The following is a 21,052-nucleotide window of genomic DNA, read 5'->3' as shown; positions in this document are numbered from 1 at the left end:
GCGAACGGCTCAGTCTCCGAACAGCGAGGCGAGCCCATTGGTGATCATTTCGCTGCGCTCGTCGGGGCCGTTGCCCGATTGCGCGTGAAGCATCAGGGGCGGACGAATGGCGAGCTTTCCCCGTGCGCCAAGGGCTGCCCGCACGACAATGCGGATTGCCGCCGCGTCCGGGCGAGGGTGCACGGCAAGCATCTCGGCTTCGCCGAAGCGGCCCGAAATGGCGTCGAGAATGGCGCCGAGCTGTTCGGGCCGCGCGATGACCGCAAGTCCGCCGCGCGGCCTGACAACCGCCGCCGCGCTGCGGATCCAGTTTTCGAACAGGCCGTCCTCCATGACATGGGCTTCTTTTCGCAGGCGCTCCGGGGTGGTGCGGTCGCGCGCGGCGTTGAAAGGCGGGTTCATGATGACGAAGTCGAAATCATTGTCGGCAAGGCCGGCGGCGGCCCGTGCCCGGCCCGACATGGTGACATCGGCGACAAGCACGGCCGCGCGATCGCTGAGATGCGCATTGCCGGGATGGGCAAGCGTGGCCGACGCGAAAGCGGCCATTTCGGGCGCGCGCTCGACCAGCACGGCCTGGGCACCCGGACAGCGCGACAGCACCGCCAGGCCGGCGGCCCCGGCGCCGGCCCCGAAATCGGCGAGCCGCCCGCTAAACGATGATGGCACCGATGCGGCCAGCATCATGGCGTCCATGCCGGCGCGATGGCCGCCATGCTTGGGCTGCACGAGCCAGAACCGGCCGCGATGGAAGGCATCGACCGTATGGGCCGGCGTATCCGTGGCGAGGGTGGCCGGCGCTGCGGACATTACTTCTGGCGGATCTCGTTGGCGATGCCGGCATCGGTCAGGATGCGGCGCGCGGCGTCTGCCTGATCGGCATCGACCATGACGCGCCGTGGCAGGATGCCCAGCGAGCCGTCGAGCACGCTCATATTCTGGTCGGCGACGAAGCAGCCGATGCCGGCATCGCGCATCAGCGATTCGACAAAGGAGATGATGACGGCGTCGTTGGTACGGATAAGCTCTATCATGGCGGGAAACTCGCAGGTTGCGGCGTGCATGTAAACGTGCGGCCGCATTCCGGCATTTCCCGAGGTTGACACGCTGTCACCGCCGCCGCGCCAATTCGCCACTTGCCGTGCCCGTGTCAGCCGCCCTAGAGTCCATGCCGGGACTAAGGGTGCCGTCGCACGCGTTATACCAAGACGGGAGTGATTGTCGTGGGTGTCGTTCTCAACATCGAAAACGGGAAGCGGGAACCCGCCTCCATCAAGGATCTGATCGATCTGACCGCGGCCGATATGGGGCGCGTCAACGAATTGATCCTGTCCAAGGCCGGCTCCGACGTCGAGATGATTCCCGAGGTTGCCAACCACCTGATCTCGTCCGGCGGCAAGCGGCTGAGACCAATGCTGACGCTCGCCGCGGCGCAGATGTTCGGCTATGCCGGCGAGGGCCACGTCAAGCTCGCCACTTCGGTCGAATTCATGCATACGGCCACCCTTCTGCACGACGACGTCGTCGACGAAAGCGGGATGCGGCGCGGCAAGAAGACCGCCCGCATGATCTGGGGCAACCAGGCGAGCGTCCTGGTCGGCGACTTCCTGCTCGGCCAGGCCTTCCGCATGATGGTCGATGTCGGCTCGCTTGAAGCGCTCGACATCCTGTCGAGCGCGGCCTCGATCATCGCCGAGGGCGAGGTCATGCAGCTCGCCGCCGCCAAGAACCTCGAAACCACCGAGGACGAGCATTTTGCCGTCATCAAGGCCAAAACCGCCGCGCTGTTTTCGGCCGCCGCCGAGGTTGGCCCGGTGATCGCACAGGCGACCCGCAACGACCGCGCCGCGCTGCGCTCCTATGGCATGAATCTCGGCCTTGCCTTCCAGCTCATCGACGATGCGCTGGACTATGGCGGCACCAGCAAGGATCTCGGCAAGAATGTCGGCGACGATTTTCGCGAGGGCAAGGTGACCTTGCCGGTCATCCTCGCCTATCGGCGCGGCAGCAAGGCCGAACGCACCTTCTGGAAGCGCGCCATCGAGGACAATGTCACCGACGATGCTGGGCTGGAAAAGGCGATCGGCCTGATGACCCGCCACGGCGCCATTGCCGATACGATCGGGCGCGCCCGCCATTTCGGCGAGATCGCCCGCGACGCGCTGGCGCCGCTGGAAGAAACGCCGCAGAAATCGGCGCTGATCGACGTCATCGACTTCTGCATCAGCCGGGTGAACTGAGCGCGGTCATACAGGATTGGTCTCCGGCCAGCGCTGGGGAGAATGGCGACGATTCTTGCCTTGCCGTCTCGACAAGCGGCCTTGCCGCAAATTATCTATAAATCATGGCAAAGGGCATGGACGACACCATCGCGGTGCGCATCGGCAAGGCGCTGGCGGACCGTATCATCTCCGGCGCGATCGAGCCTGGGGCGCGGCTGCGGCAGGACCATATCGCCGAGGAATTCAACACCAGCCATGTCCCCGTGCGCGAGGCGTTCCGCCGCCTCGAGGCGCAGGGGCTCGCCGTCAGCGAACCGCGTCGCGGCGTGCGCGTCGCGGCCTTCGATCTGGGCGAGGTCAAGGAGGTCGCCGAAATGCGGGCGGCCCTCGAAGTGCTGGCGCTGCGCCACGCCGCGCCGCACCTGACTTCGGCCATTCTCGACCAGGCCGAGGAGGCGACGAAGGCCGGCGACAAATCGCGCGACGTCAGGTCGTGGGAAGAAGCCAATCGCGCCTTTCACCGGCTGATCCTGACGCCTTGCGGCATGCCGCGTCTTCTCGCCACCATCGATGACCTGCACGCGGCAAGCGCCCGCTTTCTGTTCGCGGCATGGCGTTCGGAGTGGGAGACGCGCACCGATCAGGACCATCGGGCGATCCTCACCGCCTTGCGGCAGGGAAACACCGAATCGGCCGCGGCAACATTGGGACGGCATGTTCAATGGATTGGCCGAAAGCCGGTCAGGACAGCCTCCGGCGCCACGCGCGAAGCCTTCGCGATCGTGGGTTGAGCGGCCTTTTCCCGCGCACGGGCTTGCCATCAATCCAAAAATGTGGATTCGATAATAGATCGAAGTCAGAAATTATCTATAATTTCGATCGAACGAAGGGAAGCCTATGACCAGCCTCGCATTCTCGTCCGCCAGACCGTCCTTCAGCCCACTGCGCCTCCAGCAGCGATCGCTTGGCTGGCAGGCCGGCGCCGTCGTGCTCGGCACGCTGTTCCTGGCGCTGTCATCCTACATCGAGGTGCCGATGGTGCCGGTTCCGGTGACCATGCAGACCTTCGCCGTGACGCTGATCGGTGCGCTCTATGGCTGGCGGCTTGGCGCGGTGACGATCGCCGCCTGGCTGGTCGAAGGCGCTGTCGGCTTTCCGGTTCTGGCCGGCGGGGCCGCGGGCGCGTCGTATTTCGTCGGCCCGACCGGCGGCTATCTCTTCGCTTTCCCGGTTGTCGGCGTGCTTGTCGGCTGGCTGGCCGAACGCGGCTGGAATGGCAACCGGGTCGTGCTCGCCTTCATCGCCATGCTGCTTGGCAATCTCGCTTGCCTGGTGCTCGGAACGGCATGGCTCGCCGTCATGATTGGCGCCGAACAGGCCATCACCTTCGGCTTCGTGCCGTTCATCGTCGGCGGATTGCTCAAGTCGGCGCTGGGCGCGGCGACACTGACGGCGCTGCCGCGCGGCAAGATGAACTTGCTGAAGCCTTGACAGTCAGGCTGCGCGCCCATCATCTCCTTTGCCTGCTCACCTATGTGGGCAAGGGATACAGCCCCGCTTTCACCGCCAATTATGACGTGATCGCGGAGCGCCTGAGCCGGGGCGAGGACATTCTCCTCGTGTCCGGACCGGACGACATCTGCGCTCCGTTGCTTGGCGAGCCGGATCCGCACTGCCTGCGCGACAGCGCGGCCGGGCGGGACCGGCAGGCCAGGGATGACGTGGAAGCGCTGCTGGCTCGGCCGATCCGGGACGGCGCCCGCCTCGACCTCGACGCCGCGATCCTCATGCGGTTGCGGCAAGCGTTTTCAACCGGCCATGTGCGCGAGGCGTGCGCGGGCTGCGAATGGAGCCGGCTGTGCGGCGCGGTGGCAAGCGGCGGCTATCGCGATACGCGACTGCAACGGCCTGTTGACGGGCAAAGCCGTCCCATTTAGCCATGGTTTGTTAATCGGGTGACCCGATTGTGAATTTCGGGCGGATTGAAGCGCGACCCCAAAAAGGCCATGCTTTGCCCGGAATGATCGAGTCTGGGTCGATCCGCTGACGCGGAGATGGCGCCTGGCTGAAAGGGATACGATGCAGCAAGGACGTGCGCGCTGGCTGACAAGGCTGGCAATTGTGACGGGCATGGCGATTTCGGCTTTGCCGGCCTATGCCAAGCAATCCACCGAACCGGTCAAGATTTCGTCGTTCTCGGGCGCCTATCTGGCTGCCAGGATCGCCGAGGGCGACAACGACCTCGACAGCGCCATCGCCTATTACAAGCAAGCCCTGGCGTTCAACCCCGGTGACACGGCCCTGCAGCAGAGCCTGATGCTGTCGCTGATCGCTCAAGGCCGCTTCGATGAATCGCTGGTCTATGCAGACAAGCTCAAGGAGGTGCCCGATGTCGAGCGCTTCTCGCGCCTGGCGCTGGCTGTCGATTCCTTCCACAAGAAGGATTTCACCAAGGCGCAGTACTGGCTCAAGCTGTCGCTCGAATCCGATCTCGACCGGCTGATCTCCGGTGTTATGTCCGGCTGGGCCGAACAAGGTGCCGGCCAGGCCAGCGAAGCGATGGCTTCGATCGACAAGCTGCAGGGGCCGGACTGGTTCGGCCTGTTCAAGTCCTTCCACCGCGCCCTGATCGCCGATGCCTCCAACATGCCCGAGAAGGCCGAGGCGATCTACGCCGCGACGATGCAGGATACCGCCGCCGGCGGCGCGGCCCCTGAAACCTGGATGCGCAACGCGCAGGCCTATGCCTCGTTCCTGGCCCGCAAGGGCGACAAGGCCAAGGCGATGTCGGTGCTCGATCAGGCCGAGGCGTTCTCGCCTGGCAAGCTGGAAATCGTCGCCTTGCGCGACAGGATCGGCAAGGGCGACAAGATCGCGCCCTTCGTGTCCGGTCCGTCCGACGGGGCTTCCGAGATTTTGCTCGATCTCGCCACCGCGCTCAACCGTGGCGGCGGCGAGCCATTCGTGCGCCTCTATTTGCAATATGCCTTGGCCCTGAAGCCGGACAGCGACGCGGCCCTCGTGCAGCTTGCTGCCGTTGCCGAACAGCTGAAGGACGGCGAGGGCGCCATCGCGCTCTATCGGCGCATCCCCGACTCTTCGCCGCTGAAGGAGATTTCGGACCTGCAGCTCGGCCTCAACCTGGCCGATCTCGACCGCCATGACGAGGCGATCACGCATCTGAAAGCCTTCGTCGACGCCCATCCCAATGACATGCGCGCCTATCTGGCGCTCGGCGGCGTCTACTCCTCGAAGGATGATTTCCGCTCCGCCGCCAATCTCTACGACAAGGCCGTCGAGGTGCTGAAGACGCCGACCGCCGCCAACTGGAACATCTTCTACCAGCGCGGCATCGCCTATGAGCGGCTGAAGGAATGGCCGAAGGCCGAGCCGAATTTCCGCAAGGCGCTGGAGTTGCAGCCGGATCAGCCGCAGGTGCTGAACTATCTCGGCTATTCCTGGGTCGACATGAACACCAACCTCAAGGAAGGCCTTGAGATGATCCAGAAGGCCGTCGACCTCAGGCCGAGCGATGGCTACATCGTCGATTCCCTGGGCTGGGCCTATTTCCGCCTCGGCCGCTTCGATGACGCCGTGCGCGAGATGGAACGCGCCGTGTCGCTGAAGCCGGAAGATCCGGTTCTGAACGACCATCTCGGCGACGCCTATTGGCGCGTCGGCCGCAAGCTGGAAGCCACCTTCCAGTGGAACCAGGCCCGCGACCTGAAGCCCGACCCCGATGTGCTCGCCACCTTGCAGCAGAAGCTGATGAAGGGCCTGCCGCCGATCGAGTCCAACACCGCGCAGGAAACCCCGAAGGTCAAGCCGGAGCCGGTTCCCGCCCCGAAAGGGTGAAATCGCTTTTTGAAATGCGAACGGGGCTCTTCGGAGCCCCGTTTTTCGTTGGAAAGGCGCATGGCGTCCTGAGAAAACGCGGCGACGCGCCGGAGCGTCCTCAGAACATCTTTCGGTAGACGACGAAGCCAGAGCGCTCGCCGACCTTGTCGTAGAGCTTCATCGCGGTTTGGTTGGTTTCGTGCGTCAGCCAGTACACCCGGCCGGAGCCGGCCGCCCGGGCGCGCTCATAGACGCCTTCGATCAGCGCCCGGCCAATGCCCTTGCCGCGCGAGGCCTCGTTGGTGAAGAGGTCCTGCAGATAGCAGTTCGGCGCGATCGCCGTCGTGCTGCGGTGGAACAGGTAGTGGACGAGGCCAAGCAACTCGCCTCCGCTTTCGGCGACCAGCGCGTGCACCGGCTCGTAGGCGTCGAAGAAGCGCGACCATGTCATCGCGGTGATTTCACTCGCCAGCGCCGTCTCGCCCGAGCGGCCATAGAACGCGTTGTAGCCATCCCACAGCGGCAGCCACTGCTCGAAATCCTGGCGCGTGATGGGGCGGATGGTGATCGGGTTGGACATGGCTCGACCTGCTGTGCTTGACGCGGATGCTTGGTCGAATTGGATCGCGGACCCTCGCGGCGGGCGATGGGCCAGTCCCTGGCAAAGTTTTCAACATCGCCCGGTATGCTCAAGGCTGCGCGCATCGGACGCGCCTTGCTTGACGCTTCGCCGCACTGTCTCTAGGACGTGGCCGCAAGCTAGCCTGTGTCGCCGAGGCCATCGTGACGATTGAAATCCCAGCCCATATGCATCCCAGCCGCTCGTTCCAGGGGCTGATCCTGACCCTGCACAATTATTGGGCCGCCTATGGCTGCGTCATCCTGCAGCCCTATGACATGGAGGTTGGCGCCGGCACGTTTCATCCGGCAACGACGCTGCGGGCGCTCGGACCGAAGCGCTGGAACGCAGCCTACGTCCAGCCTTCGCGCCGTCCCAAGGACGGCCGCTATGGCGAGAACCCCAACCGGCTGCAGCATTATTACCAGTACCAGGTGATCCTGAAGCCCAATCCGCCGAACCTGCAGGAGCTTTATCTCGGCTCGCTGGCGGCGATCGGCGTCGACCCCCTGCTGCACGACATACGCTTCGTCGAGGACGACTGGGAAAGCCCGACCCTGGGCGCCTGGGGCCTTGGCTGGGAATGCTGGTGCGACGGCATGGAGGTCTCGCAGTTCACCTATTTCCAGCAGGTCTGCGGCATCGAATGCGCGCCGGTGGCGGGCGAACTCACTTACGGCCTGGAGCGCCTGGCCATGTATGTGCAGGGCGTCGACAACGTCTACGACCTCAACTTCAACGGCCGCGAAGGCGCCGACAAGGTCACCTATGGCGACGTGTTCCTGCAGGCCGAGCAGGAATATTCACGCCACAATTTCGAATACGCCAACACCGCCATGCTGCTGCGCCACTTCGAGGATGCCGAATCCGAGTGCAAGGCGCTGCTCGAGGCCGGCGCGCCGGCATCGAACGACAATCTGCCGATGCACAAGATGGTCTTTCCGGCCTACGACCAGTGCATCAAGGCGAGCCATGTCTTCAACCTGCTCGACGCGCGCGGCGTGATCTCGGTCACCGAACGCCAGAGCTACATCCTGCGCGTGCGCAATCTGGCGAAAGCCTGCGGCGAGGCGTTCCTGAAGACGCAGGCGGGTGGATTGGCGGCTTGAGCCTCAAGCGCCGTTGATCATTTCGAGGCAAGCGCTGATCGGCGGCAGGATCTGGCCGCTCGGACCAGACATCGTCCGCAGCGCTTGCCGCACGCCCGGCATCGAGAAGGCGCCATGGGCCTGCGCGGTGAAGCAGGCGCTGAGCGCGAGGATCTGAAGAAGTCTGGATGCGGTTTTCATCGTCGTTCAGCCAATAGTTCCCTGCCTGAGCGTGGGTCGCTTCAGCGCTGCGTTGGGTTCATGGAAATCTTTGATCCGAGGACGGGCGGGTTCGGCGCGTCCCGACAAGCCGACTGAAATTTATGGAAAGGGTGACAGCGGCCAGCCGAGTTGCTATGCCCCGCGCGGACCACTCTCCCGCATGAGCTGACCCTATGCCTGACCTGCTTCTAGAACTTCGCTCCGAGGAAATCCCCGCCCAGCCGCGCGACCGCAGCGCCGGAGGCGCGAGGACGCGCAAACAGAGAAATGGCATGCGGGCGGAGACACTCTGATGCCCGATTTGTTGCTCGAACTTCGCTCCGAGGAAATCCCCGCGCGCATGCAGCGCAAGGCGGCGGGCGATTTGAAGAAAATGCTGACCGACGGTCTGGTCGAGGCGGGACTGACTTATGAGGCGGCGCGTGACTATTGGACGCCACGGCGCCTGACGCTCGATATCCGCGGGCTTACCGCACGCTCGAAGGACATTCACGAGGACATCAAGGGGCCGTCGACATCGGCGCCCGAACAGGCCGTCCAGGGCTTCCTGCGCAAGGCCGGCCTGTCATCGATCGCCGAAGCGCATGTCCATTCCGATCCGAAGAAGGGCGACTTCTACGTTGCGCATATGTCGAAGCCGGGCAGGGCGGCGGAGGAGATCATCGCCGGACTGGTGCCCGCTATCATCCGCGATTTCCCCTGGCCGAAATCGATGCGCTGGGGGCCGGCCTCGGCCAAGCCGGGGTCGCTGCGCTGGGTGCGGCCGCTGCAATCGATCCTGTGCACCTTCGGCCCCGAGACCGAGGAGCCGGTCGTTGTGGATTTCGAGATCGACGGCATCCGTTCGGGCAACGTCACCTACGGCCACCGGTTTCTCGCACCCGGCGAAATCACCGTGCGCCGCTTCGATGATTATGTAAGCAAGCTCGAGGCGGGGAAGGTCGTGCTCGACGCCGACCGGCGCAAGGAGATCATCCTCGCCGACGCCCGCAACCTCGCCTTCGCCAACGGGCTCGACCTGGTCGAGGATGAGGGCTTGCTTGAGGAAGTGTCGGGGCTGGTCGAATGGCCTGTCGTGCTGATGGGCGAGTTCGAAGAGGCATTCCTGGCCATTCCCGCCGAGGTGATCCGGCTGACCATCCGCGCCAACCAGAAGTGCTTCGTGACGCGGCCGCAAGGGGAAGGCGAGGCGCTCTCCAACCGCTTCTTGCTGACCGCCAATATCGAGGCCAGGGACGGCGGCAAGGAGATCGCCCACGGCAACGGCAAGGTGGTGCGCGCCCGCCTCTCGGATGCGCTTTATTTCTGGACGACCGACCAGGGCGATCTGCCCGATCTCGCTCAACTCGACGCATCGGCGAAGAAATTCGGGCTCGACCTGAAGAAGCCGCTCGACCAGCGCATGGCCCGGCTCGACCATCTCAATGTGACTTTCCATGCCAAGCTCGGCACCCAAGGCGATCGTGTGAAACGGATCGAGGAACTGGCCGAGAAACTGGCGCCGATCGTGGGCTCTGCCCCCAACCTTGCGCGCCGTGCCGCAGTGCTGGCCAAAGCTGATCTCCAGACTGAAGTGGTCGGCGAGTTTCCGGAACTTCAGGGTGCCATGGGACGAAAATATGCGTTGCTCCAGGGCGAACAACCTTCAGTAGCCGCCGCCATCGAGGAACATTACAAGCCGCAAGGCCCGTCAGACCGGGTGCCGACTGATCCGGTATCTGTGGCCGTGGCGGTTGCAGACAAGCTCGATACGCTGGTCGGATTTTGGGAAATCGACGAGAAGCCGACTGGCTCTAAGGATCCTTATGCCCTGCGAAGGGCTGCACTTGGGGTAGTGAGAATCCTTATTGAGAATAGAATTCAATTGAGTATCGCTGAACTAGCAGAATCTCATGTGCTCTCTGTCCATCAGTCGATGCAGCGTGCTGGAGGCGGAGCTATTGGGCGAGGGATGCGGGAATTCAAGGGAAGGCAGGTTGGGGCCGAGGTGATCGACCTCCTCGCCTTCTTCCACGACCGCCTGAAAGTTTACCTCCGCGACCAAGGCGCACGGCACGACCTCATCGACGCCGTCATCACGCCGCAGTCCGACGACTTGCTTCAGATCGTTCGCCGCGTCGAAGCGCTTGGCTCCTTCCTCGATACCGAGGACGGCAGGAACCTGCTTGCCGGTACCAAGCGCGCGGCCAACATCCTGGCCGCCGAGGAGAAGAAGAAAACGGCGGTCGCCCAGAGCGTTGAGCCGGCGTTGTTCCGGCAAGATGCCGAGAAATCGCTGTTTGCGGCGGTGAATCAAGCGGAGAAGCAAGCCGGCGAAGCGATTCAAAATCAAGACTTTTCCGCTGCCATGCTGGCGCTTAGCGTGTTGCGTGAGCCTGTTGATTCATTTTTTGAGCATGTTCTCGTGAATGATGAGGATCTGTCCGTGCGCGCCAACCGCCTTGCGCTGCTCACGCGCATTCGCACGGCTACCGGTCAGGTCGCGGATTTCTCGAGAATCGCTGGTTGAGAGGCGAGGAAAAATATCGCCCGGCCGGCCGTTCGAGCCGGCTTACAGTCATATGACGATGATCTCCTCGTGGCAAAAGGGACATGTTCCCCAACCCAACGGAGGCTTCCATGAATTCCGATCACGAAATCGAAGTGACTGAAGAAAACCCGGCCGCCGCCGAGACGCTTGAAACCGCTTCCGAAACCGCCCTCGATCATGCCGCCGCCACGGCCGCCGACCTGTCGGACGATGACGAGGATGGCGATGAGGAGGAAGGCGACGACGAAGACGGCGAAGAGTCCGAAGAAGAAGACGCCGATGACGCCGTGAAGGCCGAAGGCGATGACGCCGAGGAACAATCCGAAGACGGCGAGTCCGACGAAGAAGACGACGACAAGGAAGAAGCTGCCTGATTTTTCAGGCGAAGGTTTTTCTCAAATGAAGGGGCGGCGCTTTCGTGCCGCCCTTTTCGCTGGTCTTGTGTCAGTTTTCCGAATGCCGACTTTTCAATTTTCCAGAATGCTGACGCGCACGCTGTTTTCGTAGACGTCGACCTGGATCAGCGGCTCGCCCTTGACGATGGCGCGCTTGGTCGAGGAACTCATCGCGCCGGGGCGTTCCAGCATGCGCTGCAGATCGGCGCGCTGGTCGTTGGTCCTGAACCAGGCATCACCCTCGTCGTCGCTGTCGCGGCGATGGAATTTGTGCCAGTTGGCGCGGTCCTGCCGCACCATCTGCGCGGCGCCGTCCAGCGCATAGCCGTCGCTCGCCTGGTGATCGCGATCCGAAATGCGCGCCACATAGGACCCCAGCATGTCGTCCGCATGGGCCGCGCCGCCAAGCAACGACGCCAGCAGCAGCCCTGCCACGGTAACGGTCTTCGAGTTTTTCATGAGCACCCCCTTGCCTTGAACAATACAAATTCCATCTGCCGGGGCCGCCTGGTGAAATTCAGGCGGCAGCGTCGGCCGGCGAGATATGCCAGGATTCGCCGGACAATGGTTCGCAGGGCGCCAGACCGCCGTCAAGCCATCGAGCCCTCTGGCCGGCCAGTCCAGTAGCTCGCTATTTGACCTTGCCGGCTCCCGAAGCAGGCTGTTGGGCCGCCGGTCGCGGCGCGGCCGCCGCCGGTGCTTTGCCTTGCGCTGCCGGCGCGGGGGCTGCCGAGGCGGTCGCCGTGGCGGGGGCGGTTGTGGCGGTGGGCGCCTTGGCTTGCGCCGGCGTCGAGAAGGCGCCGCCGACGATGCCGCCACGAATGATCATCGGGTTCTGCGGGGAAGGGTGGTCTGCCTCGGCCTTGTCCGGGATTGCCGCCACTTTTTCGTAGGTGACACCGGGCTCGCCGAGCGCAACGACAGACACCACGTCGCTCGTGGCGTTTGCTTTCAGTGTAACAACGGAGGGCGTCGAGACCGGCGCGCCGGGAAAGACCAGCGACGAGGCCTGAGCCCCGCCAGCCATTGACGCCAGAGTGATAGCAAGCGTTCCCCAGATACGCACAGACACTGACATAGCTCCCCAATTGCCCAGAAGCCGCACGATAGGGCTCGGCGATTGATGCCGGCTTTCATGGAAACGTAGCATTTTAGGAATTGATGATTTGCCAATGCCCGCTTGCTCCGGCGGCGGCGTCGTACTACGCAGCCGGCATCCGCGAGGTGACGAGAGTGGCTGAAATACTTGCCGTCGGCAAAGCGATGGAACCGGCGTTGGCGCTGCTTGAGGGCGGCGATGTCGTCGCCATCCCGACTGAAACCGTCTATGGACTGGCCGGCGACGCCACCAACGGCATTGGCGTGGCGCGCATCTTCGAGGCCAAGGGACGGCCGCGGTTCAATCCGCTGATCGCCCATGTCGCCGACATGGCGATGGCCGAGCGCATCGCGCTGCTCGATCCACTGTCGGAGAAACTCGCGCTTGCCTTCTGGCCGGGGCCGCTGACGCTGGTCCTGCCGCAGCGCCCCGGCAACGGCATTCATCCGCTGGTCACAGCCGGGCTCGACACGATCGCCTTGCGTATGCCGAGGGGGTTTGGCGGCGACCTCATAGCCAGGCTTGGCCGACCGCTTGCCGCGCCCAGCGCCAATTCCTCCGGCAGGATCAGCGCCACGACGGCGCAAGCCGTTGCCGTGGACCTCGGCGCCCGCATCAAGCTGGTGGTTGATGGCGGCGCCACGCCGGTCGGGCTGGAATCGACCATCGTCAAGGTCGAAGGCGAAAGATTGCGGCTGCTTCGGCCAGGCGGCGTTGCCGCGGAAGAGATCGAAGCGGTCATCGGCATGGAACTGCTGCGCGGCGGTGCCGCCGGCATCGAGGCGCCGGGCATGCTCGCCTCGCACTACGCGCCGGCTGCCGCTGTTCGGCTCAATGCCCAGTCGGTCGGCGAGGGTGAAGCGCTGCTCGCTTTCGGGAGCCAAAGAGCTGATGGCTGGCGCGGCGCAACCGCTTTTCTCAACCTGTCGGTGTCGGGCGACCTGCGTGAAGCGGCGAGCAATCTGTTCGCCTACATGCAGGATCTCGACCGTAGCGGCGCGCGCACCATCGCGGTTGAGACCATTCCCTTTGACGGACTCGGTGAGGCGATCAACGATCGGCTTTCGCGTGCCGCCGCTCCTCGTGACAACGCACAGCCCACAACGTAGTTTTCCCGCATGACCGAAACTGTGAAGACACTCGATCCCGCTCTCATCGATCGTTTCGCGGCGATCGTCGGCGAGAAATATGCTCTGCGCGATCAGCAGGACATCGCGCCTTATCTCATCGAGCGACGCGGACTCTGGCATGGCGTGACGTCCCTGGTGCTGCGACCGGGCAGCGTCGAGGAGGTCAGTCGGATCATGCGGCTGGCGACAGAGACCGGAACACCGGTCGTGCCGCAAAGCGGCAACACCGGGCTGGTCGGCGCGCAGGTGCCGGACAAATCCGGCCATGAAATCGTCCTGTCGCTGTCGCGGCTGAACCGCATCCGCGAGATCGATGTCCTGTCCAACACGGTCACGGTCGAGGCCGGCGTCATCCTGCAGACGCTGCAGGAAGCGGCCGATGCCGCCGACCGGTTGTTCCCGCTATCGCTCGCCGCGCAAGGGTCCTGCCAGATCGGCGGCAATCTTTCGTCCAATGCCGGTGGCACCGGTGTGCTTGCCTATGGCAATGCACGTGAACTCTGTCTTGGCGTCGAAGTGGTGCTGCCGACGGGCGAGGTGTTCGACGATTTGCGCAAGCTGAAGAAGGACAACACCGGCTACGACCTGAAGAACCTGTTTGTCGGCGCCGAAGGCACGCTGGGCATCATCACCGCCGCCGTGCTCAAACTGTTTCCCAAGCCCAAGGGGCGCGAGGTCGCCTTCGTCGGCCTGTCGTCGCCCGCCGCCGCCCTTTCCCTGTTCAGCCTGGCCATGGATCGCGCCGGGGCGGCACTCACCGCCTTCGAGCTGATCGGCAAGCGGCCATATGATTTCACCTTGGCGCACGCCCCGGGGGTGACCCGACCGTTGATGGAGGATTGGCCCTGGTATGTGCTGATGCAGATTTCATCCGGCCGTTCGTCGGAGGATTCGCGGGCGCTGATCGAGGACGTGCTCTCGGCGGGCCTTGAGGAGGAATTCGTCGGCGATGCCGTCATCGCCGCCAGCCTCGGGCAGGGCGATGCCTTCTGGAACTTCCGCGAGCTGCTGCCCGAGGCGCAGAAGCCGGAAGGCGCTTCGATCAAGCACGACATATCGGTGCCGATCGCATCGATCCCGCGCTTCATCGAGGAGGCCGCCGGCGCGGTGGCCTCGGTCAGTGCCGGCGCCCGCGTGGTCTGCTTCGGCCATATGGGCGACGGCAATCTCCACTATAACATCTCGCGGCCCGTCGACGGCGGCGACGAGGCGTTTCTGGCGCTCTATCATGCCATGAACAAGGCCGTGCATGACGTAGTGCGCAGCCTGCACGGTTCGATCTCGGCCGAGCACGGCATCGGCCAGTTGAAGCGCGACGAACTGATCGCCACCGCGCCGCCGATGGCCATCGATCTGATGCGCCGGGTGAAGGCCGCCTTCGATCCGGCCGGCATCATGAATCCCGGTAAGGTTATCTGATCCTTTCAACATCTTGTGGTCGGTGGCATTCCGATAACCATCCCTGAGATCAGCAAAATTTAACCGACTTTCTTAAGCGCGGCGGTAAGGAGCCGGCGCTACTGTTTCCCCATAACGAGGCCGGGAAAACTGGCCCGGAGAGAACCGGACACCGGCTCTCAGGAGACAGACAGGAAGGCGCTCTATGAACGTGAACACTGGACTTAAGCCAGTCTGGGCGGGACGCAACATGCGCCTCGACCCATTCCGCCTGCCGCAGGTGGTGAGCTACGCGACGCGCGACGATTATGGCGACGTGACCTTCACCATCGACCAGCGTGGCGCCGTGATCCGCCGCATGCTCGAGATGAGTGGCCTGCCGGCGATCATCGTCCTGCCCGCCAATGCATTTCGCGGCGTCGCCGCCCGTGCGATGGAGGATCCGGAAGGCAATGTCACGGTGACCCTGGAACTCCTGCACAACGATCCGATGCTGTCGGTGCCGCTGCTGGTGGCCGACGATCTCGAGGACGTTGCCGCCGACTGGCGCGCCTGGGCCGATGCCTACCGTCTGCCGATGCTGCTGATCGAATCCGACGGCGTAGCGCGCACGCTGGAGGAATCGCTTGGTGCCGCCATCAAGACGCTGCCGGCGCAGGACCGCCGCAAGGGCCGCGTTTCCAACACGCGCCGCCCGCGCTTCCTTGCCCGCCGCAGAACCGGGGACCTCGGTTTGAGGCTCGTCATTGACGGCCAGGAAATCATTTCACGGGAGTAGCCTTCTTCTCCCCGTCACTATACGGGGAGAAGTGCCCGGCAGGGCGATGAGGGGCAGCGCTGGCCTGAGTGTTTGACCCACCTGTCGCCGTTGAACCTCTCGCCTCGCCTTCAAGGTCGGCGCTGCCCCTCATCCGGCTGCCGCCACCTTCTCCCGTAAACGAGATTACACCAGCGGCTTCAGCGCCACCCACAATGCACCGCCGATCAGGCCGAGGAAGATCAGCCAGCCGACCTGGTTGTTCGACCGGAACAGTCGCAGGCACTGGTCCGGATCGCTAATGTCGAGAACCGCGATCTGCCGGGCCAGATGGGCACCGGCGGCGATCAATCCCGCTAGCGCCACCACCGGGGCCTGCGCCGAGGCGAAGGCGATGGCAAAGCAGATCAGCATGCCGCCATAGAGCCCTGCCAGCCACGCCTTGGTGTTGTCGCCGAACAGCCGTGCCGTCGAGCGCACGCCGACAATGGCATCGTCTTCCTTGTCCTGATGCGCGTAGATCGTGTCATAGCCGATCACCCACAGGATCGAACCGATATAAAGCATGATGGCGGGGCCATCGAGATCGCCGAACTCGACCGCCCATCCCATCAGCGCGCCCCAGGAAAAGGCGAGCCCCAGAAACAGTTGCGGCCAGTTGGTGATCCGCTTCATGAATGGATAGACGGCGACGATCACCAGCGAGCAGACGCCGAGCAGAATGGCGAAGCTGTTGAACTGCAGGAGAACCGCCAGGCCGACCAAGGCCTGCAGCAGGAGAAACAGCCAGGCTCGCCGGCGCGTGGCCTGGCCGGACGGCAGCGGGCGCGAGCGGGTGCGCTCGACCTGGTTGTCGATGTCCTCGTCGACAATGTCGTTATAGGTGCAGCCGGCGCCGCGCATGGCGACGGCACCGACCAGGAACAGCACGAGGTACAGGGGCGCCGGCAGCAGCGAGAGCAGCGGGTCGCCGGGGCGGGGATAGGCGCTCGCGGCAAGTGCCGCCGACCACCAGCACGGCCACAGAAGCAGCTGCCAGCCTATCGGCCGGTCCCATCGCGCAAGCTGCGCGTAGGGCCAGATCGCGCGCGGCAGCACGCGATAGACCCAATGGCCGTTCGGCGCATCGGCGACACGGCCCTGGGCCGTTTTCGACTGGATTTGTTCCATCGGCATGGAGTGGCAGCAGCGGTTGAAACCGTCAAGCGGCAAGCAGGCGCGCGGCGCTCCTCGATCCGTCATGAGGTGAAGATGTCGCGCTTGGAAAACCAGTCCTTCGCCACCTCGATGAAAGCCAGCGCCGCCTTCGATACGCGCTGCTGTGTATCGTGGGTGAGGATGATGCGCTGCATGGGCAGCGGATCCGACAGTGGCCTGCAAACGAGGGGCAGACCGTCATAGCTGCGGTCGCCATGCGGGCGGGTATAGCTGACCGCAACGCCGAAGCCGTTCGCCACCATGCTGCGCTGGAGTTCGAACGAGCTCGTGCGCCTGTGGGCAACGGGCGATAGGCCGCGCCCGCGGAACAGGTCGAGCATATGCTGCCAGCTATGCGGCTGGTCGGTGGTGATCAGCGGATAGGCGGCCAGATCGGCCAGGCTGACCTCGGGGCGGTCCGCCAGCGCATGGCCCGCCGACAACAGCGCGTGCGGCCGCAATTCGTGCAGCAGGATGCGGGCGAAGTGCGACGGCAGGCCAAGATCGTAGCTGAGCCCGAGATCGACGGCGGAGTCCGACAGGCGTCGCCCGAGCGTCTCGAATGTCTCGTCCCGAACGACGACATCGACCTCTGGATGGCGTTCGGAAAAGGCGCGGATGAGGCCCGGCGCGAAATAGGGCGCCAGATCCTCGAAACATCCAAGCACCAGTTCGCCGCCGACCGTCGAACTGACCTTGCCCAGGCCCAGGAGTTCGTCCGTCTCGGCAAGGACCTGCTTTGCCTTCGCCACCACGACACGGCCGAAGGAGGTCAGCGACACGCCGCTTCCCCGCTGGCGCACGAAAAGCTTCTGGCCGAAATCCCTTTCGATCGCGTCGATGGCCACCGAAATCGACGGCTGCGAAATGTTGAGCGCCCGGGCCGCGCCGGTAACGCTGCCATGGCGGGCAACGGCGATGAGATAGCGTAGCTGGGTGAGGCTGAGGCTCATAGTTGAAGCCTATGTGTCAGATGAGAAGTTATTATTTTACTGAATGAGTTGCCGCTGCGATAGTCGCCTCGATCCTGAAAGGAGGACAACATGGCTTCCCAGACCTTTGCTCGCGCCATCGACACCGAAATCATCGATGCCCAGACAATTGCCGACTACCAGCGTGACGGCGCAGTCTGCGTACGCGGCGCCTTCAAGGGCTGGGTCGACACGATTGCCGCCGGCATCGAGCGCAACATCCAGAACCGCAGCGCCACGGCGTCCGACATCGCCAATGGCAAAGGCAGCTTTTTTGACGATTACTGCAACTGGGAGCGCATTCCCGAATTCGTCCAGGTGGTGCGCGAATCGCCTGCGGCGCGACTGGCGGCCGCGGTGATGCGGTCGCGCACCGCGCAGTTCTTCCACGACCACGTCCTGGTCAAGGAGCCCGGTACGCAGAAGCCGACGCCGTGGCACCAGGACATTCCCTATTATTTTGTCGACGGTCAGCAGACGGTGAGTTTCTGGATCCCCATCGATCCGGTGAAGGAGGCGACGCTGAGGCTGATCGCCGGTTCGCACAAATGGGACAAGATGGTCCTGCCGGTGCGCTGGCTGAACGAAGACAATTTCTATGCAGGCGAAGGCGACTACCGGCCGGTACCGGACCCTGACAACGATCCCTCGATGAAGGTTATCGAATGGGAGATGGAGCCGGGCGACGCCATCCTGTTCGACTTCCGCACCGCGCATGGCGCACGCGGCAACATGACCGCGGCACGTCGCCGGGCGCTGTCGCTGCGCTGGGTCGGCGACGATGCCCATTATGTGGAGCGGCCCGGCCGTACCTCACCGCCCTATCACGGTCATGGTATGCAGCCGGGACAGAAGCTGCGCGAGGACTGGTTTCCGGTTATCTTTCAGAGCTGAGCGAGAAGCCAGAATAGAGACGCCGATAGCGGCGCCTCTATTCTGCAGGGGTAACGTTCCCGTGCGCAATTTCGATCAATCCACCCTGATGCCTTGACCCGTCGTCCGGAGAGCAATAGCGGGTGTTCTCCTAAGTCGGCATCAAGAGGTGGCCATGAACGTTCTTCTTCTCGGCTCGGGCGGCCGCGAACATGCGCTGGCCTGGAAGATCGCCGCGTCGCCGCTGCTGACCAAGCTCTACGCGGCTCCAGGCAATCCGGGCATCGGCGCAGAGGCCGAGCTAGCAAAGTTGGATATTGCCGACCACGCCGCAGTCGCCGCCTTCTGCCGCGAGAAAAAAATCGATCTTGTCGTGGTCGGTCCGGAGGGGCCGCTCGTCGCCGGCATCGCCGATGATCTGCGCGCCGAAAACATCCGCGTCTTCGGGCCTTCGAAGGCCGCCGCGCGGCTGGAAGGCTCGAAGGGTTTTACCAAGGATCTCTGCGCCAGGTACAACATCCCGACCGCCGCCTATGGCCGTTTCGGTGACCTGGCCTCCGCCAGGGCCTATGTCGAAAAGACAGGCACGCCGATCGTCATCAAGGCCGACGGGTTGGCGGCCGGCAAGGGCGTCACCGTCGCCATGACGATGGATGAGGCGCAGGCGGCACTCGCTTCCTGCTTCGACGGCTCCTTCGGCGCCGCCGGCGCGGAGGTGGTGATCGAGGAATTCATGACCGGCGAGGAAGCGAGCTTCTTCTGCCTTTGCGACGGCACCACGGCACTGCCCTTCGGCACCGCACAGGACCACAAGCGCGTCGGCGACGGCGATGTCGGGCCCAACACCGGCGGCATGGGCGCCTATTCGCCGGCCCCGGTGATGACGCCTGACATGATCGAGCGCACGATGCGCGAGATCATCGAGCCGACCATGCGCGGCATGGCTGAGCTTGGCGCGCCCTTTGCCGGCATTCTGTTCGCCGGGCTAATGATCACGGACCAGGGACCCAAGCTGATCGAATACAACACCCGCTTCGGCGACCCGGAATGCCAGGTGCTGATGATGCGCCTCAGGGATGACCTTCTGGTGCTGCTCAATGCCGCCGTCGACGGCCAGCTCGCGCATAGCTCCGTGCGCTGGCGCGACGAGGCGGCGCTCACCGTGGTGATGGCGGCGAGGGGCTACCCCGGCACGCCGGAAAAAGGCTCCGTCATTCGCGGCGTCGAGAACGCCGCGGGCGAAGGCGTCCAGATTTTCCATGCCGGCACCGCCATCAATGGCGGTGCGTTGGTGGCCAATGGCGGTCGCGTCCTCAACGTCACGGCGACCGGCGCCACCGTTGGCGAGGCGCAGGCGCGGGCCTATGCCGCGCTCGACCGCATCGACTGGCCGGACGGCTTCTGCCGCCGCGATATCGGCTGGCAGGCCGTGGCGCGCGAACAGGCTGGCTGAAGCGCCGACCGATGGGCGGCGGCTACCGCTGGCCGCGATCAAGTTCGGTCGAAGCGGTGCTGAGCGGATCGGCCGCCGCGAAGGCGGCGTCGAGTTGTGAGGGCGAGCGCTGGCCGGCCCGCTTCCAGGCAACATACTGGACAATGCCGAAGCCCGGCCGTCGCGGCACCGTCTTCACGACCGGCATGCGAAATCCATCGCGGAATTTCGACCAGCGCGAACCGAGCACCGCGACCATTTCCTCGACGGTCGGCGGCGTCGCCACATCGGCATAAATGAGGGTGGCTCTGCCGGCGAGGCCTGCCTCCCGCGAGAGCGGCACCGGCACGCTGGCCAGATAATCGGACGGCACGTCGATCAGCCCGCCGAACGGCCATTGCTGGCGCAGCGTGGCGGCATCGGTTGGCGCGACGTTGACGTCGATGTTGTCGGGTGTACCGGCGACCCGGTAGGGACAGCGGAAGCGGCCGCAATTGGCCTGCGCCGAGAACTGCCAGAGCGCGTAGCCCTGCCAGTTGCCCATCGGAAAATGCACGTCGATGTCAGGCTTGTACCGCGCGTACCAAAGCGGCAGCCGCGACAGGAGCCGGTATCTGTAGCGGTTGTCGGCGATATATTGCGCCGTCTTCCCGTTGGTGTAGAGCACCGGGAAGCGGCCCACGCGCCGATGCACCTGGCGCACGAACTCCTCGGCGTCATCGAGCGACATCCATTGCGTGGGATCGATACCCTCGATGTCGAGGGCCATGAGGTCGTCCGGCGCCGGGTCGGCGAAATCGAGGAAATTATTGGCCTGCTCGACTGGATTGCCGGGGCGGGCGAGGTGATAGGCGCCCCATTTCATGCCGAGCGCCTTGGCCACGACCCGGCGTGTCTGGAACAGCTCGCGCGTCACCGCATGGCGTTTCCAAAGCGCCTTGCACAGCTTCACCTCGGTATCGCCGCCGAAACAGAAATAGGGCGGCGGCATGCCGTCGGACGCCTTGTTGATGAAGGCGGCGATGCGCTTGTCGGTGGCAAGCTGGGCCCAGTCGATGGAATTATACTCGTAGGCATCGATGACCAGGGCGCGGTCGGCATTCTTCCACGGCTCGGAGAAATCCGAGGCCTTTGCCGCCATCGACAGTGCCATGACTGCCGCGAAAGCGAGAAGCGCCGTGCGGGCAAGAAAGCGCGCCGTCCTTTTCAAAACAGGGAATCCCCGTTGATCAAAGGCGAATGCTGAACCGCTATGGTTAAGGAAATGCTTTATCGAGACGAT

Annotated in this window: 22 protein-coding genes; 13 read left to right on the top strand and 9 right to left on the bottom strand. The window is 64.2% G+C overall.

Annotated features, from left to right (window positions below; genetic code table 11):
* Positions 1-9: 9 nt before the first annotated feature.
* Together LB569_RS16325 and LB569_RS16320 are read right to left on the bottom strand one after the other, a co-directional pair.
* The gene (locus tag LB569_RS16325) at positions 10-810 is read right to left on the bottom strand and encodes a tRNA1(Val) (adenine(37)-N6)-methyltransferase (RefSeq protein WP_224693193.1); all 801 of its coding nucleotides are present in this window, start codon (positions 808-810) and stop codon (positions 10-12) included.
* Positions 810-1,034: a DUF2007 domain-containing protein gene (locus LB569_RS16320; RefSeq protein ID WP_027142312.1), complete on the bottom strand. Its 225-nt coding sequence runs from the start codon at positions 1,032-1,034 to the stop codon at positions 810-812. The genes LB569_RS16325 and LB569_RS16320 overlap by 1 nt, the downstream gene beginning before the upstream one ends.
* A 189-nt stretch (positions 1,035-1,223) precedes the next feature.
* Between LB569_RS16320 and LB569_RS16315 the strand changes: the two genes are divergently transcribed.
* From LB569_RS16315 to LB569_RS16295, 5 genes are all read left to right on the top strand, one after another.
* Positions 1,224-2,240: a polyprenyl synthetase family protein gene (locus tag LB569_RS16315; RefSeq protein WP_015318844.1), complete on the top strand. Its 1,017-nt coding sequence runs from the start codon at positions 1,224-1,226 to the stop codon at positions 2,238-2,240.
* Between the two features lie 104 nt (positions 2,241-2,344).
* Complete coding sequence (locus LB569_RS16310; protein ID WP_224537988.1) at positions 2,345-3,013, top strand: GntR family transcriptional regulator; 669 nt, start codon at positions 2,345-2,347, stop codon at positions 3,011-3,013.
* Positions 3,014-3,119: 106 nt separating this feature from the next.
* Positions 3,120-3,713 (top strand): biotin transporter BioY, encoded by a 594-nt coding sequence (locus LB569_RS16305; protein WP_224693192.1) that lies wholly within the window; start codon positions 3,120-3,122, stop codon positions 3,711-3,713.
* Positions 3,710-4,159 (top strand): DUF1284 domain-containing protein, encoded by a 450-nt coding sequence (locus tag LB569_RS16300; RefSeq protein ID WP_224693191.1) that lies wholly within the window; start codon positions 3,710-3,712, stop codon positions 4,157-4,159. The genes LB569_RS16305 and LB569_RS16300 overlap by 4 nt, the downstream gene beginning before the upstream one ends.
* 142 nt (positions 4,160-4,301) lie before the next feature.
* Positions 4,302-6,077, top strand: a complete 1,776-nt coding sequence (locus LB569_RS16295; RefSeq protein ID WP_224693190.1) for a tetratricopeptide repeat protein — start codon at positions 4,302-4,304, stop codon at positions 6,075-6,077.
* A 100-nt stretch (positions 6,078-6,177) separates the two neighbouring features.
* Here LB569_RS16295 and LB569_RS16290 read toward each other — a convergent pair whose 3' ends face one another.
* Entirely contained in the window at positions 6,178-6,639 is a 462-nt protein-coding gene (locus LB569_RS16290) for a GNAT family N-acetyltransferase (protein WP_224693189.1), read from the bottom strand.
* 203 nt (positions 6,640-6,842) lie between these two features.
* Here LB569_RS16290 and LB569_RS16285 point away from each other — a divergent pair, with 203 nt between their 5' ends.
* Positions 6,843-7,787, top strand: coding sequence for a glycine--tRNA ligase subunit alpha (locus LB569_RS16285; protein ID WP_140705754.1), 945 nt, complete (start codon positions 6,843-6,845; stop codon positions 7,785-7,787).
* A 3-nt stretch (positions 7,788-7,790) separates the two neighbouring features.
* Here LB569_RS16285 and LB569_RS16280 read toward each other — a convergent pair whose 3' ends face one another.
* Positions 7,791-7,967 (bottom strand): hypothetical protein, encoded by a 177-nt coding sequence (locus tag LB569_RS16280; protein WP_181173672.1) that lies wholly within the window; start codon positions 7,965-7,967, stop codon positions 7,791-7,793.
* A 313-nt stretch (positions 7,968-8,280) separates the two neighbouring features.
* Between LB569_RS16280 and glyS the strand changes: the two genes are divergently transcribed.
* Positions 8,281-10,497 carry a glycine--tRNA ligase subunit beta gene (glyS, locus tag LB569_RS16275; RefSeq protein ID WP_224693188.1) on the top strand — a complete coding sequence of 739 codons (2,217 nt, stop codon included), beginning with the start codon at positions 8,281-8,283 and terminating at the stop codon, positions 10,495-10,497.
* Between the two features lie 110 nt (positions 10,498-10,607).
* Positions 10,608-10,892 carry an ATPase gene (locus LB569_RS16270; RefSeq protein ID WP_224693187.1) on the top strand — a complete coding sequence of 95 codons (285 nt, stop codon included), beginning with the start codon at positions 10,608-10,610 and terminating at the stop codon, positions 10,890-10,892.
* Between the two features lie 93 nt (positions 10,893-10,985).
* Here LB569_RS16270 and LB569_RS16265 read toward each other — a convergent pair whose 3' ends face one another.
* The gene (locus LB569_RS16265) at positions 10,986-11,372 is read right to left on the bottom strand and encodes a hypothetical protein (protein WP_224693186.1); all 387 of its coding nucleotides are present in this window, start codon (positions 11,370-11,372) and stop codon (positions 10,986-10,988) included.
* Positions 11,373-11,544: 172 nt separating this feature from the next.
* Entirely contained in the window at positions 11,545-11,940 is a 396-nt protein-coding gene (locus tag LB569_RS16260) for a hypothetical protein (protein ID WP_224693185.1), read from the bottom strand.
* A 206-nt stretch (positions 11,941-12,146) separates the two neighbouring features.
* Here LB569_RS16260 and LB569_RS16255 point away from each other — a divergent pair, with 206 nt between their 5' ends.
* The 3 genes from LB569_RS16255 (at position 12,147) to LB569_RS16245 (ending at position 15,318) form a co-directional block, all read left to right on the top strand.
* The gene (locus LB569_RS16255; protein WP_224693184.1) at positions 12,147-13,121 is read left to right on the top strand and encodes an L-threonylcarbamoyladenylate synthase; all 975 of its coding nucleotides are present in this window, start codon (positions 12,147-12,149) and stop codon (positions 13,119-13,121) included.
* A gap of 9 nt (positions 13,122-13,130) precedes the next feature.
* Positions 13,131-14,561, top strand: coding sequence for an FAD-binding oxidoreductase (locus LB569_RS16250; RefSeq protein ID WP_224693183.1), 1,431 nt, complete (start codon positions 13,131-13,133; stop codon positions 14,559-14,561).
* Between the two features lie 190 nt (positions 14,562-14,751).
* Positions 14,752-15,318: a DUF6101 family protein gene (locus LB569_RS16245; protein WP_224693293.1), complete on the top strand. Its 567-nt coding sequence runs from the start codon at positions 14,752-14,754 to the stop codon at positions 15,316-15,318.
* Between the two features lie 165 nt (positions 15,319-15,483).
* Here LB569_RS16245 and ubiA read toward each other — a convergent pair whose 3' ends face one another.
* Both ubiA and LB569_RS16235 read right to left on the bottom strand, forming a co-directional pair.
* Positions 15,484-16,467, bottom strand: a complete 984-nt coding sequence (gene ubiA / locus LB569_RS16240; RefSeq protein WP_224693292.1) for a 4-hydroxybenzoate octaprenyltransferase — start codon at positions 16,465-16,467, stop codon at positions 15,484-15,486.
* A gap of 68 nt (positions 16,468-16,535) precedes the next feature.
* Positions 16,536-17,447, bottom strand: a complete 912-nt coding sequence (locus tag LB569_RS16235; protein ID WP_224693182.1) for a LysR family transcriptional regulator — start codon at positions 17,445-17,447, stop codon at positions 16,536-16,538.
* Positions 17,448-17,537: 90 nt separating this feature from the next.
* Between LB569_RS16235 and LB569_RS16230 the strand changes: the two genes are divergently transcribed.
* Both LB569_RS16230 and purD read left to right on the top strand, forming a co-directional pair.
* Positions 17,538-18,359: a phytanoyl-CoA dioxygenase family protein gene (locus tag LB569_RS16230; protein ID WP_224693181.1), complete on the top strand. Its 822-nt coding sequence runs from the start codon at positions 17,538-17,540 to the stop codon at positions 18,357-18,359.
* 154 nt (positions 18,360-18,513) lie between these two features.
* Complete coding sequence (gene purD, locus LB569_RS16225; RefSeq protein WP_224693180.1) at positions 18,514-19,791, top strand: phosphoribosylamine--glycine ligase; 1,278 nt, start codon at positions 18,514-18,516, stop codon at positions 19,789-19,791.
* Positions 19,792-19,813: 22 nt separating this feature from the next.
* On the opposite strand, the gene LB569_RS16220 is transcribed toward purD, so the two are convergent.
* Positions 19,814-20,923, bottom strand: a complete 1,110-nt coding sequence (locus LB569_RS16220) for a glycoside hydrolase family 25 protein (RefSeq protein WP_224693291.1) — start codon at positions 20,921-20,923, stop codon at positions 19,814-19,816.
* Between the last annotated feature and the right edge of the window lie 129 nt (positions 20,924-21,052).

The organism is Mesorhizobium sp. BH1-1-4 (assembly GCF_020165665.1).
Classification (GTDB): domain Bacteria; phylum Pseudomonadota; class Alphaproteobacteria; order Rhizobiales; family Rhizobiaceae; genus Mesorhizobium.
Note: the sequence above shows the minus strand (reverse complement) of the source record. Positions and strands in the feature narration are given on the sequence as shown.

Coding starts and splice junctions, on each gene's coding strand:
- LB569_RS16320 (WP_027142312.1), bottom strand. CDS start 1,034: ATGATAGAGCTTATCCGTACCAACGACGCCGTCATCATCTCCTTTGTC.
- LB569_RS16250 (WP_224693183.1), top strand. CDS start 13,131: ATGACCGAAACTGTGAAGACACTCGATCCCGCTCTCATCGATCGTTTC.
- ubiA (WP_224693292.1), bottom strand. CDS start 16,467: ATGGAACAAATCCAGTCGAAAACGGCCCAGGGCCGTGTCGCCGATGCG.
- LB569_RS16265 (WP_224693186.1), bottom strand. CDS start 11,372: ATGAAAAACTCGAAGACCGTTACCGTGGCAGGGCTGCTGCTGGCGTCG.
- LB569_RS16230 (WP_224693181.1), top strand. CDS start 17,538: ATGGCTTCCCAGACCTTTGCTCGCGCCATCGACACCGAAATCATCGAT.
- LB569_RS16305 (WP_224693192.1), top strand. CDS start 3,120: ATGACCAGCCTCGCATTCTCGTCCGCCAGACCGTCCTTCAGCCCACTG.
- LB569_RS16220 (WP_224693291.1), bottom strand. CDS start 20,923: ATGGCACTGTCGATGGCGGCAAAGGCCTCGGATTTCTCCGAGCCGTGG.
- purD (WP_224693180.1), top strand. CDS start 18,514: ATGAACGTTCTTCTTCTCGGCTCGGGCGGCCGCGAACATGCGCTGGCC.
- LB569_RS16235 (WP_224693182.1), bottom strand. CDS start 17,447: ATGAGCCTCAGCCTCACCCAGCTACGCTATCTCATCGCCGTTGCCCGC.
- LB569_RS16270 (WP_224693187.1), top strand. CDS start 10,608: ATGAATTCCGATCACGAAATCGAAGTGACTGAAGAAAACCCGGCCGCC.
- LB569_RS16295 (WP_224693190.1), top strand. CDS start 4,302: ATGCAGCAAGGACGTGCGCGCTGGCTGACAAGGCTGGCAATTGTGACG.
- glyS (WP_224693188.1), top strand. CDS start 8,281: ATGCCCGATTTGTTGCTCGAACTTCGCTCCGAGGAAATCCCCGCGCGC.
- LB569_RS16325 (WP_224693193.1), bottom strand. CDS start 810: ATGTCCGCAGCGCCGGCCACCCTCGCCACGGATACGCCGGCCCATACG.
- LB569_RS16280 (WP_181173672.1), bottom strand. CDS start 7,967: ATGAAAACCGCATCCAGACTTCTTCAGATCCTCGCGCTCAGCGCCTGC.
- LB569_RS16290 (WP_224693189.1), bottom strand. CDS start 6,639: ATGTCCAACCCGATCACCATCCGCCCCATCACGCGCCAGGATTTCGAG.
- LB569_RS16260 (WP_224693185.1), bottom strand. CDS start 11,940: ATGGCTGGCGGGGCTCAGGCCTCGTCGCTGGTCTTTCCCGGCGCGCCG.
- LB569_RS16310 (WP_224537988.1), top strand. CDS start 2,345: ATGGCAAAGGGCATGGACGACACCATCGCGGTGCGCATCGGCAAGGCG.